Genomic DNA, 17,960 nt, shown 5'->3' with positions numbered 1-17,960 from the left:
GGAATCAGCGCGGGTAGCCGGCGGGCGCGTGGGTGGGGGCGGGGGCGGGTCGCTCCTCCGTGGAAGCGGTCTCGTCCTCCGGCACGGCCTCGCCCGAGCCTGGCGGCCGCTCTCCCCTAGCCCGGGCGGAGGGCTGCGCTCGGTCATCGGCGGTGAGCGCCGTCACGGGCCGAGGGGTGGGCCGCCAGGAGAGATCCCGTCCGGGTTCACCGGCGAGCGGCTCGGTCGGAACGGGCGAGGGGAGCTCCGCCACCCCGACGTTGCGGAGGAGGATGTCGGCCGGTGTGGTCCTGCGCACGCCCCTCCCGCCGGGGGAGGCCGTGGTCACCTCGACCTGCAGGCGGGCCACCTCGCGGGCGTGGGCGGGCTGCCCACCCTGCGCGGTCAGGTACCGGAAGGTGAGCTGGGCGACGCCGGAGGCGAGCACCGCCTCCTGGCCGTCCTGGCGGCGCACCACCTCCTGGCGCCGCGGGTCGTACCGGAACTCCACCCCGTAGGGGCGGCCCGGACGGATGGGATTGGCGGCGGGGATGCGCAGCGCCACCCGGTCGGGGCACAGGCCGGTTGCCCCGCACCCGGCGAGAGGCAGGATCGCTTCCGCCCACCGGACTTCCTCGCCCAGCCGCTCGGCCACGAGGCGCCCCGCCTGCTGGGCATCCAGGGCATCCTCCACCAGTCCAAAGGACTGCATGGCGGTGAGGACCAGGCCGTAGACCCCCGCCAGGGCGACGGCCACGACGGCCAGGCCGACGACGATCTCGATGAGGGTGTAGCCGGCATCGCTCCCGGAGCGCTCGGCGTCGCCTCGGTCGAGTTCGCAGCCCCGGCGCATGGCGGGCATATCCCCTCCTGACGCGGCCGGTCTCTGGGCGCACGCAGGAGCCCGGAGTGGCGGGGATGGGGAACCGTGGAGGGAGCGTAGCACGGGACCTTCCTTAAACCTACTACCGGATCAGCCAGAACCCTCCTCCCCCCCGGCCCCGGTCCTGGCGGAATCCCGGTCCCGTTCCGGCGTATCCTCAGGACAACGGCCTCCGGAGCCGAGCGAGGGACGCGTGGAGGAGGGACGCGTGGAGACCGGCGAGGTCGCGGAGGAGACGAGGGAGGCGCTGAGGGAGCCCTCACACGCGCTCGAACGCAGGAGCCGCGGGCGGCCCGCCGGCTCCGCGGCGCAGGTGGACGCGCGCCGCACAGCGGCAGAAACCTTGCTCGTCTTCGCCGCCGTCCTGGCCGTCTACCTGGCCGCTACGCCCCGGACGAACCAGGCCTACCGCCACTTCGTCTACCAGGCGGACGCCTTCCTCCACGGCCACGTCGACCTGCGCGGCCTCCCGGCGTACTACCACGACGTCGTCCACCTGGATGGGAAGGTCTACGCCCCCTTCCCCCCGGTGCCGGCCGTCCTCCTCCTCCCTCTGGTGGCGGTGGTGGGGACGGACCTGGACCAGGGGCGGGTCGGGCAGGTATTGGCCGCGCTCGCCGTCGCCGTCTTCACGGCGGGGCTGCGCCGGCTGGGACTGCCCCGGGCGGTGCGCCTGTGCACCGCGGCGGCGCTGGCCTTCGGGAGCGTGCTGTGGCCTGCCACGGCCATCGGCACGACCTGGTTCTTCGCCCAGGTGGTCGTGGTGCTGGCGGCGGCGGCGCTGGTCTGGGAGCTGGCCGGGCCGGCTCGAGGCGCGGTGGCAGGTGCACTCCTGGCGGCAGCCTGGCTGAGCCGGGTGAGCCTGCTCCCGGCAGCGCCGGCGGTAGCCCTGTGCCTCTGGACCCGCCACCGCCGGCCTACAGCCCTGTGGGCCTTCGCCGCGGTGCAGGTCGTGGGGCTCCTCATCTATCTGGCCTTCAACCAGGCCCGTTTCGGGGACCCCCTGCAGCTCGGGTACCGCCTCCTCTCGATGGGGGCGCCCAACGCGGAGGCGGTGGCGCGGTGGGGCTTCTTCAACGTGCGCTACATCCCCCACCACCTCTACGCCATGTTCCTCCAGGGGCCGGAACTGATGGAGGGACCTCCCTTCCTCCGCCCCTCCCCATGGGGCCTCGCCTTGATCTTCACGAGCCCGCTCGCGGCGCGGCTCCTCTTCACGCCGCCACCCCCGGAGGTCTGGTGGCCGTGGGGCGCTGTCGTCCTCTCGCTCGTGCTGCCGATGCTGGCCTACTTCTCGGTGGGGTGGGTGCAGTTCGGGTACCGCTACAGTCTGGACTGGTGGGTCTTCCTGCTGGTGCCGCTGGCCTACGCGCTGCGGCCCGCGCCACGCGTGGTGGACTACCTGCTGCTCGCCGCCGGGATCGCCATGAACGCGCTCGGCGTCTACTGGGTGCAACGGCTGGGGTGGTGAGCGTGACCGGGAGTCCGGCCGGCCCCGGCCTCGTGGCGGACCCGCTCCCCGAGCCACCCGAGCGCCTCCCTGCGGCGTCGGCGCAGGCGCGCCGTCTGTGGGTGTGGCTGGCGGTGGCCGCGGCCCTGCGCGTGGCCATCCTGCCGCACGGGGGCTTCCCGTCGGACATCGCCTCCTTCAAGGCGTGGGCGGCCACGCTGGCCGAGCACGGGCCCCGCGGCTTCTACGGCCGGGGGTTTGCCGACTACCTGCCCGGCTACCTGTACGTGCTGTGGGGCGTGGGTGAGCTGACGGCCGCCCTCCGCCTCAACGACGCCGCTGCGCTCGTCCTGCTGAAGCTCCCCGCCGCGCTCGCCGACCTCCTCGGTGCGGCGGTGGTGCTGCGGCTCGCCCGCCGCGTCCTGCCGGAGGCGGGCGCGGTGACCGTGGCCGTCCTCTACCTCCTCCACCCCGCGCTGCTCTTCACGACGGCCTACTGGGGACAGGCCGACAGCGTGGGCGGGCTCCTGGGGGCGGCCGCCCTGTGGCTGGCGCTCCAGGGCCATCTGCTGGCGTGGAGCGTGGCGGCGCTGGCCGTCCTGGCCAAGCCGCAGACCGCACCGCTGCTGGGCGTGATGGGGGTCCTGCTGCTGCGCCGGGCGCTGTGGCCGCCCGAGCGTCCTCCCGCATTCCGGCCGCAGCCCGGCCCCGTCGCCGCGGCCCTCCCCCTCTTCCTGGCCACGGCCGTGCTGGTCGCCGCCCCCTTCGGGGTCGGCCTGCTCGGCCTGCTCCACCTCCTGCGCAGTGCCGCCGAGGTCTACCCCTACGGGAGCGTCATGGCCTTCAACCTGTGGGGGGCCGTGCAGGGGTTCTGGCAGAGCGACCTCGCGCCGGTGGCGGGCTGGCCGCCGCTGCAATGGGGGATCGCGCTCACCGCGGTGGCGCAGGCCGTGGTGCTGTGGGCGGTGTGGCGCCGTCCCGACGAGCGCACCGTGGTGACCGGTGCCGCCACGGCGCTCACGGCCGCCTTCCTCCTCCCCACGCGGATCCACGAGCGCTATCTTCTGCCGGCCCTCCCCTTCCTGCTGGTGGCGGGGGCGGCCGACCGGCGCGTCCGGCTCCCCGCCGGGCTCCTCAGCCTCGTCCTGACGCTGAACCTGCTCTACGCCTACACCCGTCCCTACCTGCAGACGGTGACGCTGCCGGGGTGGCTGGAGGCCACACTCTTCAGCCCGCCGGCCACCCGGGTCCTCAGCGCCCTGGCGGCAGCGACCCTGCCGCTCCTGCTGCGGGCGCTCGTCCTCCCGCCGCGCTCCTGAGCTGCCAGTACAGGCGGAACAGGTCGTAGAAGGCCCGCAGGATCACCCGGAGCCGTCCGCCGGTCTGGCGCCCGGCCCGCCGCGGCCGGTGGGAGACCGGGACCTCGGCGAACCGCGCCCCGGCCCGTCGCGCCCGGGCCAGCAGTTCGGCCGTCATGAAGGCGCCGCGCGACTCCAGCGGCAGCGCGCGCACCAGGTCGCCGCGCAGCAGCTTGAACGCGCAGTTCACGTCCCGCACCCGCACGTCCAGCAGCGCCGCCATGAGCCGCCGCCACAGCGCGGCGAACCAGCGGCGGTGGAGCGGGTCGGCGCGGTGGACGCGGTAGCCCAGGACAAAGTCCGCGCCCTCGCCGGCGGCGGCGAGCAGCCGCGGCAGCTCCGCCGGGACGAACTGCCCGTCGGCGTCCATCAGGAGGATCCAGGTCCCGCGGGAGGCGGCGAAGCCCGTGCGCACCGCCGCACCGTACCCCTGGTTGCGAGCGTGGCGCAGCAGGTGCACCCGCGGGTCAGCGCGCCCCAGGGCCTGGGCCGCGGCCGTCGTCCCGTCGGTGGAGCCGTCGTCGACGATGAGCACCTCGTAGGACCGCCCGGTGGCCGCCAGCGCGGCGGTGAGCTCGCGCACCGTGCGCTCGAGGTTGGCCGCCTCGTTGAAGGCGGGGAGGACGGCGCTCAGATCCACGTCCCGAACCACATCAGCCGCTGGAAGCGCGCCTGGGCCAGGGGCAGTGCCGACAGCAGTGGGTAGTAGGCGACGAACCACAGGGCGGCCGCAGCCAGGTAGAGGCCCACGACGGCCGGTCCGGCCCGCGCGCGCCCGCGGGCCAGGGTCAACGCCAGGGCCAGCACCATGAACGGCAGGGCGGGGAGCATGTGGTAGAGGAAGAGCGCCCGGCCGATGAAGACGTACGGGAGGTAGCTGGCCAGGAATCCGGCCAGGACGAAGGTGCCGGCCGGTGTGCGACGGCGTACCGTCTCCCACCCCAGGAGGAGGAAGGCGGGCAGCGCCGCCCACCACACCACCACGTTGCCGAGCGCGATGATGCCGCGCACCTGCCCGCCGCCCAGGTCCTGGTAGTCGTACCAGATCGGCCGCACCAGCAGGGGCCACGACCACCACGCCGACTGGTACGGGTGCGTGGCGGTGAGCCCGGCGTGGAAGCGGAACATCCAGACGTGGAAGCGCGCCCACTCCCCGAGGTCGTGCCCGCGCAGGAAGTAGGGGGTCCAGGCCAGGAGGTAGACGAGGAGCGGCACAAGGCCGTAGGCCCCGGCCAGGTGGGCCCAGTGCCGCCGTGGCAGGCGCGCCCACCCCTGCCACAGCAGCAGCGCCAGGAAGAGCGGGATCACCCCGAGCGGGGCCGCCCCTGTCCACTTCGTGGCCACGCTCATCCCCGCGGCCGCCCCCGAGAGGTACAGCCACCCGACCCGGCCCGACCGCAGGTAGCGCCAGAACGCCCAGTAGGCGGCGACGAGGAAGGTGACGAGGAAGATGTCCGGCTTGGCGATGCGGCTCTCCACGAAGGCCAGACCGTCCAGGGCCAGCAGCACCGCCGCCATGGCTGCGGTGGACGCGCTGCCGGTGACCTCGCGGGCCAGGAGGAAGACGAGGAGCACGAGCAGGGTCCCGCTCACCGCGGGGGCCAGCCGCCACCCCAGCGACCGGTCGCCGGCCACCGCCATGCCGGCGGCGATGAGGAGCTTGCTCATGGGCGGGTGGGTGATCTCTTCGGTGATCTCCTGCCCGGCCAGGTACTGGCGTGCCGCCTTGGCGTAGTAGATCTCGTCGAAGATCATGGCGGGCGGCTCGGCGAGGCGGAAGGCGCGGACGCCGCCGGCGAAGAGCAAGACGGCGGCGAGCAGGACCAGGGGACGCGACACCGACTTGGGTACGGAGGTGAGCGGCTCGATTGTCCCTCAGGACGGCGGGCTGTCAGGCGGCAGCGCCTGCCCGTGGACGACCCGCCAGACCCCGGCCGCCCGCGCCACGTCGTGCTCGTCCACCACCGCAGAGACTTCGGCCACGAGGTATCCCTCGGCATCCCGCACCCGCAGGCGCCCGCGCACGACCACATCGGCGAACAGCAGGGCCTGGAGGTCGGGGAGGGGCACCTGCCGGCGTTCGGCCTCGTGGGCCAGAGCAGCCTCTAACCTGTCGACACGGGCATCCAGCGCCATGGCGGATCTCCGGGCCCATCCTAGAAGTGGGGGCTGGGGGTGTCAAATGAGCTCGACGATGCGCTATGCGAACCGTCGAGGATCAGGGCCCGACCTTGGTGGAGGAACCGTCGGCGAAGAGCGTCACCAGGATGGACTCGCCGGCGACCAGCCCGCACTTCATCGGCCGGCCCCCGCCGGCCTGACCGGTCGCCCGCATCTGAATCTCTGTGGCGGTGCCACCCGGCGGGACGATCTCGTACGCCCAGCACGAACCGGAGGTCGGGGGTGGCACGAAGCCGAGCTGGGCCGGGTCGGTGATGCCGACCCACGTGTCGTACTCCTGGTAGTGCATCCAGGCGAAGCGCTTCAGCTCGATGAGGACCTGGTGGGCCTCGGCGGCCAGGGCCCCCTCCCGGGCGCCCAGGTACCGCGGCAGGGCCAGTGAGAGCAGGACCCCCAGGATGGCCAGCACCACCACCAGCTCGACCAGGGTGAAGCCGGACGCTGCGGGATCGGGTCCGTCGCGGCCAGGGCCACTCCCCGCAGGCCCGCCCTGTCCCCTGCGCAGCCGCCCGCGCCACCTTGTGACGCCCCGGGCCGTCGCGGCCTTGGCTGCAGCGCGCGCCGTTACCGCGTCGGCCGCGGCGCGGATCGCCTCCAGGTGGTGCGGCGTGATGCGCGGTCCGTAGAGCGCCTCCTCCACCACGGCCGTCATCCTCCTCACCTCCGGCCAGCCCAGCGCGCGCTCGGCCCGCCCGGCGAACTCCCGTGGCGTCTCCGCCTCGCCGCGCGCCAACCCGCGGCGGCGCAGCACGCGCAGGCAGCGCGCATACTCCGCCAGGACGCCGTCCCGCGGGTCGGCCGGCCGTCGACGACGCCCCATCCGGGCCCCGACCAGGATGATGAGGATCAGGAGGAGTGCGGCCTGCGCTGCCGGGGCCCATAGAGGGGATGCCCACCCCGGCCGCCCCGCAGACCCGTCGGGGTGCCCCGGCCAGCGCGTGCGCAGGTAGCGGGCCAGCCCCTCGAAGCCCCACCGCGGCGCCGTCCGGGGCAGCGCCGCCGGCTCGGCGAACCCCGGTGTGGGCTCGAACTCCACCCAGCCGACCTCCGGGAAGAAGACCTCGACCCAGGCGTGCGCGTCGCTGCTGCGCACCTCCAGGAGCCCGGTCAGCGGGTGGAAGGTGCCGGGTGTGTACCCGGTGGCGAGCCGCGCCGGGACCCCCACCAGGCGCAGCAGAACAGCCATGGCGCTGGCGAACTGCTCGCAGTACCCCCGCCGCTCCTCGAAGAGGAAGTAGTCCACCGCGTCCCCCGGCCGGCGCTGCGGCGGGATGGTGAGGTCGTAGCGGTAGTGCGTCCAGAGGTACCGGTTGACCCGCAGGGCCCGCTCGTAGGGGGTGCGCGCGCCCGCCGTGATCGCCTCGGCCAGCCGCCGGACCCGCTGCGGCACTGTGTCGGGCACCTGCAGGTAGCGCGCCAGGAGCTCGTCCGGGTAGCGGTCGCCGGCGGCGGCCAGCCGGGCCGGCGTGGGGTCGACCACGCGCGAGACGACGGTGTAGATCATCCCCGGCTCGAGCACGAAGGGGAGCCGCACCGCCGAGTAGCGGTCGACGAAGACGTGCCGCCCCGGGAAGTAGACCTCCTCCACGCGGGGGGCGGCGAAGGCGACATTGGGCTGTTCGCGCTCGACGTAGAAGGTCTGGATCAGGCGCCGTGCCCCCCGCGACGAGGCGTAGCTGTCGTCGCGGCCGCGGAGGACCTCGATGGGAGGGACGACGGCGGTGTGGCGGCGTACCCGGTCGTCGCCGATGCGCCAACCCGTCCCGGTGTAGACATCGAAGACCAGCGCCCGCCACAGCCGCGGCTCCCCGGCGCGCACGCGCATGACCAGGGCGTCGTTGAGCCGACCGCGCAGCCGCAGCTCCACGGTGGGACTGAAGCCAAAGTACCCGTGCGGGTTGAAGACGGTGGTGCCGCCCGCCGTGCCCGCGGGGTAGGCCGGGTTGACCACCTCGCCGTCCAGCGTCGGTCCCAGCGGGACGCGCGGCGTGAAGGGGAACGAGGTGATGAAGAGGCCGTCCAGGCGCGGGGTGGCCAGGAAGACCACGACGGCGAGGGCCGCCAGCGGCACCGCGGCGCGCACGGCCGAGCTGCCGGTCTCGCGCAGCCCCGCCAGGACCCGCAGGCCGCTCCCCACGCGGCCCCCCTCCGTCGCCCTTTCCGCAGCCGGCGCGGGCCTCCCGCCTCCTGCCGCCTCGCGCGCCGCCTCGGCGGCATTCAGCATCAGCGCCGCGACGGCGGCCACCAGGTAGGGGGTCAGGTAGAGGGCAAAGCGCAGGTCCAAGCTGAAGGCCGCCGCCACGGCCATCAGCACCAGCGAGGTGAGGAGGCTGAAGAGCAAATCGCGCCGGCGCGGCAGGTCGAAGCTGTGCAGCACCTGCAGCCACAGCAAAAAGACGGTGAGGGGGATGCTGGTGTGGTACGGCGCCGCCGCCAGCGCCCGCAGGAAGGCCCACCCGGCGAGGAGGCACCCCAGGGCCAGCGCCGCCTTCAGCCAGGTGTTGCGCCGCCGGCGGCGGTACCAGGAGACGACGAACCCGCAGGTGGCCAGGGCCAGCATCTCCCAGCGCAGAGTCCCGAAGTCCTGGTGCGCGGTGATGGCCAGGATGCTGAGGAGGACGCAGAGGTAGACCCACACGCGCAGCGCCCCTGAGCCCGTGCTGGGAAGATGCGCGTGGTCTGCCGGACCGGCCGGTGCGGTCGGGCTGCCGTTCCGTGCCAGAGAACGCCGCGGCATGGGCTCCACGATGCTCTGGGACTTCCTCTGAGGCCCGCGTTCAGGGGCGGCCGGACCCCTTGCCGGCCCTGGCAAGGGCGTCCGTCGGGACCGGCCGGTCACAGGCCCCCCGAAGTCCATGCCCAACTCGCCGATGGTTTTCTCGAAGTCGCCTTGTCCCGGGTAGGTCTGTGCTACGCTACGCGTGAAGGGAATCTGGACCATGCTCGAGGCCCGTGTGGACAGGCTGGAAGCTGCCCTGCAGCGCCTTGCGGAGGCTCAGGCCCAGCTGACCGCCACCGTCGCCGAGCTCGCCCGGCGCCTGGACCAGCTGACCGCCAGGGTGGATCGGATCGACCAGCGGGTGTCCTGGCTCGTGGGCGACGCGCTGGAACGCCGGTACCGGGAGCGGGCCCACGCATACTTCATGGGGTTCCTAACCCGCCTCGAGGTAGTGACGGGAGACGAGCTGGCCCGCCTCGCCCACGACGCCCAGCGGCGCGGAATCCTCTCCGGGCCCGAGCACCAGGACCTCCTCCTCGCGGATGTGGTGGCGCGAGGGCGCCGCCGCGACCAGGAGACGGACGCCTACCTGCTGGCGGAGGTCTCGGTGGTGATTGACAAGGGAGATGTGGAGCGTGCGGCTCGGCGGGCGGCCCTCTGCAAGCGCGTCGTCGGAGCGCCCGTGCTCGCCGTCGTGGCCGGAGAACAGATCCTCCCGGACGCCGAGCGCGAGGCTACGCTGGCCGGCGTGTGGCGCGTGCTCGACGGACGTGCCGTGAGCCCGGGTGGCAGCGCCTAGCCAGACCGGGCATCCGGAGCCACGACCACCACTTCCTCCACGCCCGTCCCGCCGGGCTCTGTCGCCACGAGGACCAGCGTGCAGTCTCGTGCGATCGCCCGGCCCGCACTCACTGCCACGGAACGGTCCGGCCCCCCTCCCTGCCAGCGCGCCAGGGCGTCCCACTGCCCTTCCCACCGGTCGAGCGCGACCGGCCGTCCCGTGGGACCCGGCAGGATGAGGCGGGCCGGATGGCCGCGCGCCATCGCCGTCCGCAGCAGCGAGGCCGCCGCCCTGGCCGCGGCGTCGAGCGTCTCGCGGGGCGCTGTGGCCGGCGCGTGCAACAGGACAGCCAGCGTGCGCGGCGGAGGAGCTTCCAGCTCCTTCACCATGAGCCGCGCCCGTCGGGCCGTGGCCCGCCAGTGGATCAACCGCGCGGGGTCGCCCGGCCGGTGTTCCCGCACCGTCCCCGGCTCACCCTCCTGGGCCCAGCGCGGTGCGCCTCCCGTACTACCTAACCCTGTCCCTGCCGGCAAGGCCGGGAGGAGGTGAGCCCGTGGCCGCACGACGACCTCGACGTCCACCGGGCAGGCGGTGCGGGCGCGCGCCAGCCCGAGCAGGCCGGGCGAGGCGATGCGGAGGACACGCAGCCGGTGCGCGCCCCGCGGTAGGCCCGAGAAGGAGAGTGACGCCTGTCCATGCCATCCCCGAGGCGTCGAGGGCAGCGCCACCCGCCCCACGCACCCGGCGATGTCCCCCTCGACCAGGAGCGCCCACCCGCGCCCTCGCCTCCTGATCTCGAGCGGGACGGCCACCGGTTCCCCCTCGACCACAGGCGGCACAGCGCGCACCTCGACCACCAGGCCGCGCACGCCGCTCCGCGCACTCCACCACCCCACGACGAGCGCGGCGAGCAGGACCCCCATCAGGAGGAAGAGCCACCCGGCCTGCAGGTTCGTGGCCAGGAAGAAGAAGAACCCGGCCAGGGCGAGGGTGACGGCCCCCTCACGCGTCGGCACGGCGCCGCGCCACGCGCGATTCCTCCGCCGCGGCGGTGTGCAGGGGGACGGGCACGTCTCTGAGGAGACGCTCCACCACACCCGCCCCGGCCGCCTGTCCCTCGCCGGGGCCCTCCTCCCGCAGGACGAGCCGGTGCACCAGGACCGGGACAGCCAGGGCCTTCACGTCGTCGGGGAGGACGAAGCTGCGCCCCTGCAGTGCCGCCCGCGCCTGGGCCGCACGCAGCAGGGCGATCCCCGCCCGCGGGCTGCACCCCAGCACCACTTCCGGTGCAGCACGCGTCCGCCGGACCAGCTCCAGCGCGTAGCGCCGCACCGCCTCGCTGACGTGCACCGTGCGCACCTCGCGCTGCAGCGCCACCACCTGCTCGACGGTCACCACTGGCTCCAGGGTCTCGATGGGGTGGGCGGCGACGTGCGAGGCTAGCATGCGGAGTTCGTCGTCGCCGCTCGGGTACCCCAGCGAGGTGGCCACCATGAAGCGATCGAGCTGCCCTTCGGGCAGGGGGAAGGTGCCGTGGTGCTCGACGGGGTTGAGGGTGGCCAGGAGGAAGAAGGGGCGAGGCAGCGGGTGGCTGCGCCCCTCCACGGTCACCTGACCCTCGTCGAGGGCCTCCAGGAAGGCGGCCTGGGCGCGCGGGGTGGCACGGTTGAGCTCGTCGGCCACCACCACGTGGGCGAAGAGGGGCCCGGGGACGAAGCGCAGCTCCCCGGTGCGCGGGTCCAGGATGGCGCTGCCGGTGATGTCGGCGGGCAGGAGGTCGGGGGTGCACTGCACCCGCGAGACCTCGCCGCCGATAGAGCGGGCCAGCGCCCGCGCCAGCATCGTCTTCCCCACGCCGGGGACGTCCTGCAGCAACGCGTGCCCGCCGGCGAGCAGCGCGATAACCACATGCTCAACGGTCTGGCGCGTACCGAAGATGACGCGCTCGATGTTGGCGACGAGGTTGCTGATGGCCATCTCTTCCGGCATGATTAGGTCTCTGGCGGGCACGAAGGGACCTGCCGGTGGTCTGCCGACAGAGGTCATGCGAAGCCTCCAGGTCTGTTCAACGCCCCTCCGCCGTCCGGGCCAGGCCGTCCCTCCGTCCGGCGGTTCGCTGCCAGGTCCACACATTGTGGACAAGGTAGTTGAAGCCGCCCCCCACGCCGATGGCCAGCATGTTGGCCCCCAGGAGGGGCAGGGGGATCCGGGTCAGGACGGTGAGGGTGCCCAGGTAGATCAGGTTGCCCAGGCCCGTCGTGGCATAGTACCGCAGCAACCGTTTTCCCTTGGCCCTCCATCCCCGAGAGCGGCGGTCCGACCACGTGAAGGCGTCGTTCAGGAGGAAGTTGGTGAAAGTGGACACCACGGCGGCGAGGGCACCTCCGACCGGTGTGGCCAAGGTCCCAACCCCTGTCGCCAGCCAGAGCACCAGCGAGTTCACCCCGATGCCCGTCAACCCGACAAGGAGAAACCGCACGGGACGCACCCGCAGCGTGGGGACGAGCAGCCGTCGGATCGCCGGGAGTGGAGACGCCATCGTGGCCCAGGATACCACCGGGTTCAAGGTCCCCCTCCCCACCCGGGGGTCCCGTCATGAGCTCCTGCTCCTCCCTGAGAGGTATGTTCGCCCCCGGGGAGGTGGCGGACACTCAGCGCCAGCCCTGCGACCGTCCAGAAGACGTTGGCCGGGCCGATGTGACTCCAGGCTGATTGCAACCAGAGGGCATAACCGGCCAGTCCGGCAAGCAGGCCCGTGCCGACGCGTTGGGCCTCCCCTCCGGCCCGTACCGTCGCCAGGAGGGAGCGGAGAACGACGAGCCAGATCCACAGGTAGGCCGCCAGACCGAACAGCCCGGCACTGAAGGCGATGTGCAGCACCTCGTTGTGCGCCGTGTCGATCCCGGACAGCGCGAACCCGTACAGCTCGAAGTACTCACGGGAGCCAAGACCGGGGAGACGCCCGGCCAGGCTGGAGAGGCCCCAGCCAAACAGCGGGCGATCCGCGATAAGAGGAAGGATGTGCTTCCAGACAAAGAGCTTCATCCGCAGGGAGTTGTCCGTGCCGAGGTCTCCAGTAGTCCGCCCGACCAGCTCGCCTCCCGGACCGGTCAGCGTCAGCAGGATCGTGAGGGCCCCGAGGCATGCGCCTACCCCCAGCGCCGGTTTCCGGGGCATCGGGTGGCGGGGCGGGCGGACCACCAACACGAGGACGGCCAGCACGAAGCCGGCAAACGCGGCTCGCGTCCCCGACGCCACCAGGGCGCCGTACACCAGCGCCAGGATCCCAAGGAGGAACGACCGGCGCGCGCGTGCCTCACTGCTGGTCAGGAGGGCTGCCAGCAGCACCGGGATCAGGAGCAGCGTGTACCCGCCCAGGAAGACGGGGTTCCCAAGCGTGGCGAATGCTCGCCAGCCGAAGTAGGGACGTCCCCGTGATGGGTCGGGGATGACCCCAAAGAAGGCGGCGGGGTCCACCGGCCGGAACCCCACCCAGCCCAGCGGGTCCGCTCCATAATATTGTGCCAGCCCGATGGCCCCGATGAGGGCGGCACTGGCCACGATGACTTTCAGCACAGGCTGCAGACGCTGTGGAGGCAGGCGTGTGGCCGTCCAGGCCATGAGGAGGTAAGCGACATAGGTGAGGAAGCCGTCACCGCGGCTCCTGGACGGAAAGAAGCTCAAGAAGGGCCGTGGGGCCAGGAGCGTGGCGAGGGCCATCGCCAGCAGGAACGCCACCAGGGGAAGGTCCAGGCGCGACCGAGAGGCCCGTATCCCTCCGCGCCACAGTCCGTACAGACCGACGAGGCTGAGGAGCGCTGAGAGCAGGGTGAAATCGACTTTGAGGTCATTGGTCGGCATGAGCGGGGCGACCGCGGCGAAGCCGATGAGCCCGGCCTGCACAGCACCCCATCCGACCGCCGCGGCGCGCGCCCGCTCCGTGACACCGTCAGCCATTCGCCCGACCGACGGGGCCGCCCGCAGCCCAGTGCCGACCCACCGGCCGCGCAGCCCTGGGGCATTAGAAACCGGCATGGAACGGCCTCCCGTCACGGTGCAGGACGCCTCGCGGCAGGAGCAGGCGCAGGTACGCCCCGAGCGTCTGACCGAGGCGGATCTTGCTCCGCCCCTGCTTCCGGTCGTACCTCAGGTCCAGCGGGACCTCTCGCACGCGAGGGCGAAACGGTCGAAGCTTCACGAGGAGCTCGGGCATCACGGCAAATCCTCGTGTCTCCACCAGACGGTTCCCGTAGTGCGCCAACGCCTGCCGGAGCAGCCCCGCCCGGCAGGCCCGATACCCTGAGGAGTAGTCCCTGACGCCCGGAAGGCGAAACCGGAGCGTGAGTACAACCCTCGCCTGCCAGCTGAGAAACCGGCGCAGCAGAGGGACCCCGCGCTGCCGACCTCCGGGCGCGTATCGCGAGGCGATCACGACGTCGGCACCGTCCTCAAGGGCCCTGGCCATCGCAGGGAGCAGCCCCGGTGGGTGGGTGTTGTCCGCATCCATCGTGGCGATGACGTCCTGCCGATCTGCCTGGGCCAGGATGTCGCGCAGCCCGGTGAGGAGCGCAGCCGGAAGCCCCCGGTTCTGCTCGTGCCCGAGAACCCGGACCGGCAGACGCGCAGCGGCGGCGAGGGCCACCCGGCGCGTCTCGTCCGTGCTCCCATCGTCGACAACGACGATCCGGTAAGGGATCCCGCTGCCCCGCAGGGCTCGGTCAATCTCCCCGAAGAGCGCGGGGAGGTTGCGGGCTTCGTTGTACGCGGGCAGCAGAACCCAGATCACGACGAGCTCTCCTGGTGCTGGTGGCGGCGCGAGAGCCAGAGGAACAGGTAGACCCGGTGGAAGTCCCGACCCCAGGCTTCGACGAAGTGGGGGGCCAGCGTCTCGCCGAGGCGCCGGCGTGTCGGGTAGCCCAGGGGCAGCGTGGCCACGATCCACAGGCGGGGGTGGCCGGCGGCCAGCGCCTGGACCCGACGCGGCGCCAGGGGACCCCCCGGTCCCGTTGCGGCTGGAGCCAGGACCTCGCCGGGGTCCAAGGCCATCGAAGGGATCCTGCGCGGCAGGTAGTACGTGACGACCTCCGCCCCGGACGCGGGGACGAAGAGCACGATATCACCCGGTCTTAGGTGCGCGTCCAGGTAGCGCGCGGCGGCCCGCCAGTCCCCGTAGCCGGGCACCCGGTAGTACTCGCTCAGGACGGGGACCACACTCGACACCGGGAGCACCAGCAACGCCGCCAGGGCCCGCCGTTTGTCGGCAAACCCGGCCGCCAGTGTCCACATCCCGCCGGCCAGGGCCAGGGCGACCGCCGGCAGCACGAACGAGAAGTAGCGGGAGTAGAAGACGTTCCACCTGAGGGAAACCAGCCCGGCCAGCCCGAGCGGGACGAGCGTGCCGAGGGCCAGGAACCACGCCGAGGATCGGCTCGGGCAGGTGGCGATGCCGTAGGCCGCGAGGAGCGCAAAGGGCAGGAGCAGCGGGGCGGTCAGCACGAACCCGGTCGTCCCGACCGTGTAGTACGTTCCCAGCCCGTAGAGCCGGCCGCCGAAGGCCAGCAATCCGAGCAGGTCGGCGAGGGTCTGCAGCGTGAGCGGAGGTCGGAACGACGGCCATCCGCGCCCGTCGGCCAGCTGCTGCAGCAGCGCGGGCACCCAGGGAAGGTAGAGCACCCCCACCCCCACGGCGCATGCTGCGAACATGGCGAGGCGAGACCGTGACAGCCGGGTGCGGGCGAGGAAGAGCACGTGACCGGGGAGGACGAAGAACGCCAGGTAGTGCGTGTACAGCGCCAGCAGCGTGGACAGGCCGTACGCCAGCAGCCACCGGGCACGTCCCTCCTCGACCCACCGGAAGAGGGCGAGGCCCGCGGTCCAGACCCACACCGCCAGCCAGGGGTACATCCTGGCTTCCTGGCTCGCCTGCACGTGGAACGGCGAGATGGCTAGCAGGAACGCCCCCAGCAGCCCCACTTGAGCGGAGATCAGTCGCGCACCGAGGAGATAGGTGAGCCCGACAGTCAGTAGACCGCCGAGTACGGAGAGGAGCCGCAACCGAAACTCCGTATCGCCCACGAAAGTCATCCATCCGCGTAGCATGAAGTAAAAGAGCGGGGGATGCGCATCCCGCTGGGCGACGAGGGTGATGATCTGCGCCAGGGGATGACGGGCCACGAAGACGCTGTACAGTTCATCGAAGGAGAGGGTCTTGTGGTCGAGGGCGTACAGGCGCACCGCCAGCGCCAGGAGGAGCGCCGCCATCAGCAGGAACGACGTCCGGCGCTCCCCTCCGGTGCGCCACCCCGGCTGCGCGACGCGGACCGCTGGCACCATCATGGCCTCTGGTCCCGCTGCAGAGAGCTGTCCCACCGAAAGAGGTGGAGGTACCCGAAGCCCGCATGGCGGCTCTCCCGGAAGCTGCCCGCTGTCTGGCGCAGGAGGGCGAGGCGGGCCTCCACGCCAATCGGCGCCGCGGCGACGACCCACAGGCGGGTGCGGTGACGCGCGAGCGCCTGCAGGGGGACCGACAGAGCGTCGCCGGTGCGGAAGCCCACCACCCGCCCGCCCTCCACAATCTCCTGAGGATTGGCCGTGAGGATGGTGTGGGGCCTCCGGTAATAGTACTCGAACGGCAACCGCGTGAACGCCGGGATGAAGAGCAACACGTCTCCCGGTCCGGCCTGGAGACGCAGGTAGTCGGCCGCGCCCCGCCAGTCATGGGTGGGAGGCGTCGTGAGGAGGCCGTTCAGGGCGGGGGCGACGTAGAGGGCCGGCACGGCAAGGGTCACCGCCAGGGCCACCGGAAATCGCATCCCGCCGACCGCCCGCGCAACCCTGACCACCCCGGCAGCAAGGAGGATGGCGAAGAACGGGGTGAGGAAGGCAAAGTAGCGCTTCTGGAACAGGTTCCACTCCAGCGACACCACGGTGACCGCGGCGAACGGCAGCAGCCACGTCCAGAGAAGGAGCCGCCGCTCCCCGGTGCGGAGGTGGGTCATCCCTGCCAGGAGGAGCAGGAGAATGGGGAGGAGCGCCACGAGGGGATACGCCGGTTGCGGGAGGCAGACCGACGGCGGCGAAGGGTCGGTGAACCGCAGGGGCACGAGCCTGCACGTCTCCGGGAGGACATTCGCGTAGGCCCCGGCGTGGAGATAGGTGGCCGTGCCGAAGAGACCCCCTCCAAAACTCCAGAGGGCAAAGACGTCGGCGATGTCCGAGGGGCGGAGCGGCGGGCGGATAGACGGCCACGAGCGCACCGTGGCGATCTGTGCGGGCAGGCTGGGCAGCCAGGGCAGGTAGAGGAGCGCCGCAACCACCATGGACGCCAGCCACGCACGGGCGTGAGCCCTACTCCCCACCGACAGAAGGACGTACGCCCCATGGGCCAGGACGACGAGCAGGGCAAAATGGTGGGTGTACAAGGCGAGCCCCTGCAGGGCCGCATAGAGGATCCAGTGCCGGCGGAGGGGATGCTCGAGCGCCAGGCAGAGCGTGTAGGTGGACCCGAGCGCGAACGCCGTCAGCAGGGCGTACATGCGGGCTTCCTGGGAAGCGGCCACCGCATACGGCGACGCGGCCAGGAAGAGCGCCGCCAGGAGACCGTTCATCGAGCCGCCGACTCGACGGCCGAGCAGGAAGGTCAGGGCGATGGCCACCGCCCCGGCGACGAGGGAGGGGAGGCGCAGGACGAGCTCGGACTCGCCGGCAACAGCCATCCACAGGTGCAGGAGGACATAGTAGAAGGGCGGATGGGTATCGTACGAGCGCAGCAGCCGGGGGATCTCGGCGAGGGGCGCCCGGGCGATGAAGACGCTGTAGGTCTCGTCGAACCACAGGCCTCGCGAGAGGCCATAGGCTCGCACGAGCACACCCACGATCACGAGGCAGCCGAGCAGGATTGGCGCGGTGAGCCTCGTGTCCCAGACGGCCCGATGCCAGACCGGGCGAGGAGTGAGCGGCGCGTCGACCAAGCGGATCGTCATGCCGATAAGACATTGGAGGGCGGGGTCAGCCCGCCCTCCACTGTGCACACAACGTAGAGGCTGTTTAGAAGTTGCAGCCCTGAGTGGATGAACCGTCGTTGTTCAGGGTGACGGAACACACGTCGCCGGGCTCGACTGGAGCGCCTCCCGACAAGCCGGACATGTCCCACCGGATGCTGCTGGCTGACCCGCCGCCCGCGCCGATCGTGGGGGTCGTCCAGGCGGTGCCGCCCGGCATGACTAAGCTGATGTCGCCGATGGCCGAGGGGAACTGGCTGTACTCCTGGTAGTAGGCCCAGGAGAGGGTCTTGGCCTCTTGGAGGATGTTGTCCGCCTCAGCCTTGTACGCGCGCTTGCGGGCGCCGAGGTAGCGGGGCACGGCGAGCGCAAGCAGGATGCCCAGGATGGCGAGCACGACGACCAGCTCGATGAGGGTGAAACCGCCCTCAGTGCCGGCCCGCCGCTTCTGCTGCCAGAAGAACCGAAGCAACGATACCGACCTCCCTTCGTGCTTTCGTGAGTCCCCTCTCCCTGCGGCCGGCTCCCTCCGGGGCGCGCCCACAGGGTCCTACCCTCCACTGCGGCCAGGTCCTCCTGGCCCGGCCATCACCTCCCACCCCTCTCGAG

The 17,960-nt window shown here is 72.1% G+C and carries 16 protein-coding genes; 3 read left to right on the top strand and 13 right to left on the bottom strand.

The genetic code is table 11. The features are described 5' to 3' along the window. Positions 1-4: 4 nt before the first annotated feature. Complete coding sequence (locus tag RB146_05050) at positions 5-841, bottom strand: prepilin-type N-terminal cleavage/methylation domain-containing protein (protein ID MDQ7828347.1); 837 nt, start codon at positions 839-841, stop codon at positions 5-7. Positions 842-1,070: 229 nt separating this feature from the next. On the opposite strand from RB146_05050, the gene RB146_05045 reads away from it, so the two are divergent. Continuing rightward, positions 1,071-2,333: a hypothetical protein gene (locus RB146_05045; GenBank protein ID MDQ7828346.1), complete on the top strand. Its 1,263-nt coding sequence runs from the start codon at positions 1,071-1,073 to the stop codon at positions 2,331-2,333. A gap of 2 nt (positions 2,334-2,335) precedes the next feature. Further along, positions 2,336-3,631: a hypothetical protein gene (locus RB146_05040; protein MDQ7828345.1), complete on the top strand. Its 1,296-nt coding sequence runs from the start codon at positions 2,336-2,338 to the stop codon at positions 3,629-3,631. Here RB146_05040 and RB146_05035 read toward each other — a convergent pair. The 4 genes from RB146_05035 to RB146_05020 all read right to left on the bottom strand — a co-directional run bounded on the left by RB146_05035 (position 3,564) and on the right by RB146_05020 (position 8,489). After that, positions 3,564-4,310, bottom strand: coding sequence for a glycosyltransferase family 2 protein (locus RB146_05035; protein MDQ7828344.1), 747 nt, complete (start codon positions 4,308-4,310; stop codon positions 3,564-3,566). The two genes, RB146_05040 and RB146_05035, sit on opposite strands and share 68 nt — an antisense overlap. Then, positions 4,301-5,509, bottom strand: a complete 1,209-nt coding sequence (locus RB146_05030; protein ID MDQ7828343.1) for a phospholipid carrier-dependent glycosyltransferase — start codon at positions 5,507-5,509, stop codon at positions 4,301-4,303. The genes RB146_05035 and RB146_05030 overlap by 10 nt, the downstream gene beginning before the upstream one ends. Positions 5,510-5,545: 36 nt before the next feature. After that, on the bottom strand, positions 5,546-5,806 hold the full coding sequence (locus tag RB146_05025; GenBank protein ID MDQ7828342.1) for a hypothetical protein: 261 nt from the start codon (positions 5,804-5,806) through the stop codon (positions 5,546-5,548). 82 nt (positions 5,807-5,888) lie between these two features. Continuing rightward, positions 5,889-8,489, bottom strand: a complete 2,601-nt coding sequence (locus RB146_05020) for a transglutaminaseTgpA domain-containing protein (protein MDQ7828341.1) — start codon at positions 8,487-8,489, stop codon at positions 5,889-5,891. 301 nt (positions 8,490-8,790) lie between these two features. On the opposite strand from RB146_05020, the gene RB146_05015 reads away from it, so the two are divergent. Next, positions 8,791-9,369, top strand: a complete 579-nt coding sequence (locus RB146_05015; GenBank protein MDQ7828340.1) for a hypothetical protein — start codon at positions 8,791-8,793, stop codon at positions 9,367-9,369. Here the strand turns inward: RB146_05015 and RB146_05010 are convergent. The 8 genes from RB146_05010 to RB146_04975 form a co-directional block, all read right to left on the bottom strand. Further along, positions 9,366-10,367, bottom strand: a complete 1,002-nt coding sequence (locus tag RB146_05010; protein MDQ7828339.1) for a DUF58 domain-containing protein — start codon at positions 10,365-10,367, stop codon at positions 9,366-9,368. The two genes, RB146_05015 and RB146_05010, sit on opposite strands and share 4 nt — an antisense overlap. After that, entirely contained in the window at positions 10,354-11,340 is a 987-nt protein-coding gene (locus RB146_05005; GenBank protein MDQ7828338.1) for a MoxR family ATPase, read from the bottom strand. Before RB146_05005 ends, RB146_05010 begins: the two co-directional genes overlap by 14 nt. 76 nt (positions 11,341-11,416) lie before the next feature. Then, the gene (locus RB146_05000; GenBank protein MDQ7828337.1) at positions 11,417-11,890 is read right to left on the bottom strand and encodes a GtrA family protein; all 474 of its coding nucleotides are present in this window, start codon (positions 11,888-11,890) and stop codon (positions 11,417-11,419) included. A 23-nt stretch (positions 11,891-11,913) separates the two neighbouring features. Continuing rightward, positions 11,914-13,308 (bottom strand): O-antigen ligase family protein, encoded by a 1,395-nt coding sequence (locus tag RB146_04995; protein MDQ7828336.1) that lies wholly within the window; start codon positions 13,306-13,308, stop codon positions 11,914-11,916. A gap of 64 nt (positions 13,309-13,372) precedes the next feature. After that, a complete protein-coding gene (locus RB146_04990) occupies positions 13,373-14,137 on the bottom strand; it encodes a glycosyltransferase (protein MDQ7828335.1) in 765 nt (254 codons plus the stop codon). Further along, the gene (locus tag RB146_04985; protein MDQ7828334.1) at positions 14,134-15,687 is read right to left on the bottom strand and encodes a glycosyltransferase family 39 protein; all 1,554 of its coding nucleotides are present in this window, start codon (positions 15,685-15,687) and stop codon (positions 14,134-14,136) included. Before RB146_04985 ends, RB146_04990 begins: the two co-directional genes overlap by 4 nt. Further along, positions 15,684-17,333, bottom strand: coding sequence for a glycosyltransferase family 39 protein (locus RB146_04980; GenBank protein ID MDQ7828333.1), 1,650 nt, complete (start codon positions 17,331-17,333; stop codon positions 15,684-15,686). Before RB146_04980 ends, RB146_04985 begins: the two co-directional genes overlap by 4 nt. 64 nt (positions 17,334-17,397) lie before the next feature. Continuing rightward, complete coding sequence (locus tag RB146_04975) at positions 17,398-17,823, bottom strand: prepilin-type N-terminal cleavage/methylation domain-containing protein (GenBank protein ID MDQ7828332.1); 426 nt, start codon at positions 17,821-17,823, stop codon at positions 17,398-17,400. Positions 17,824-17,960: the final 137 nt, after the last annotated feature.

The organism is Armatimonadota bacterium, assembly GCA_031081585.1.
GTDB lineage: Bacteria > Sysuimicrobiota > Sysuimicrobiia > Sysuimicrobiales > Humicultoraceae > Geohabitans > Geohabitans tengchongensis.
Note: the sequence above shows the minus strand (reverse complement) of the source record. Positions and strands in the feature narration are given on the sequence as shown.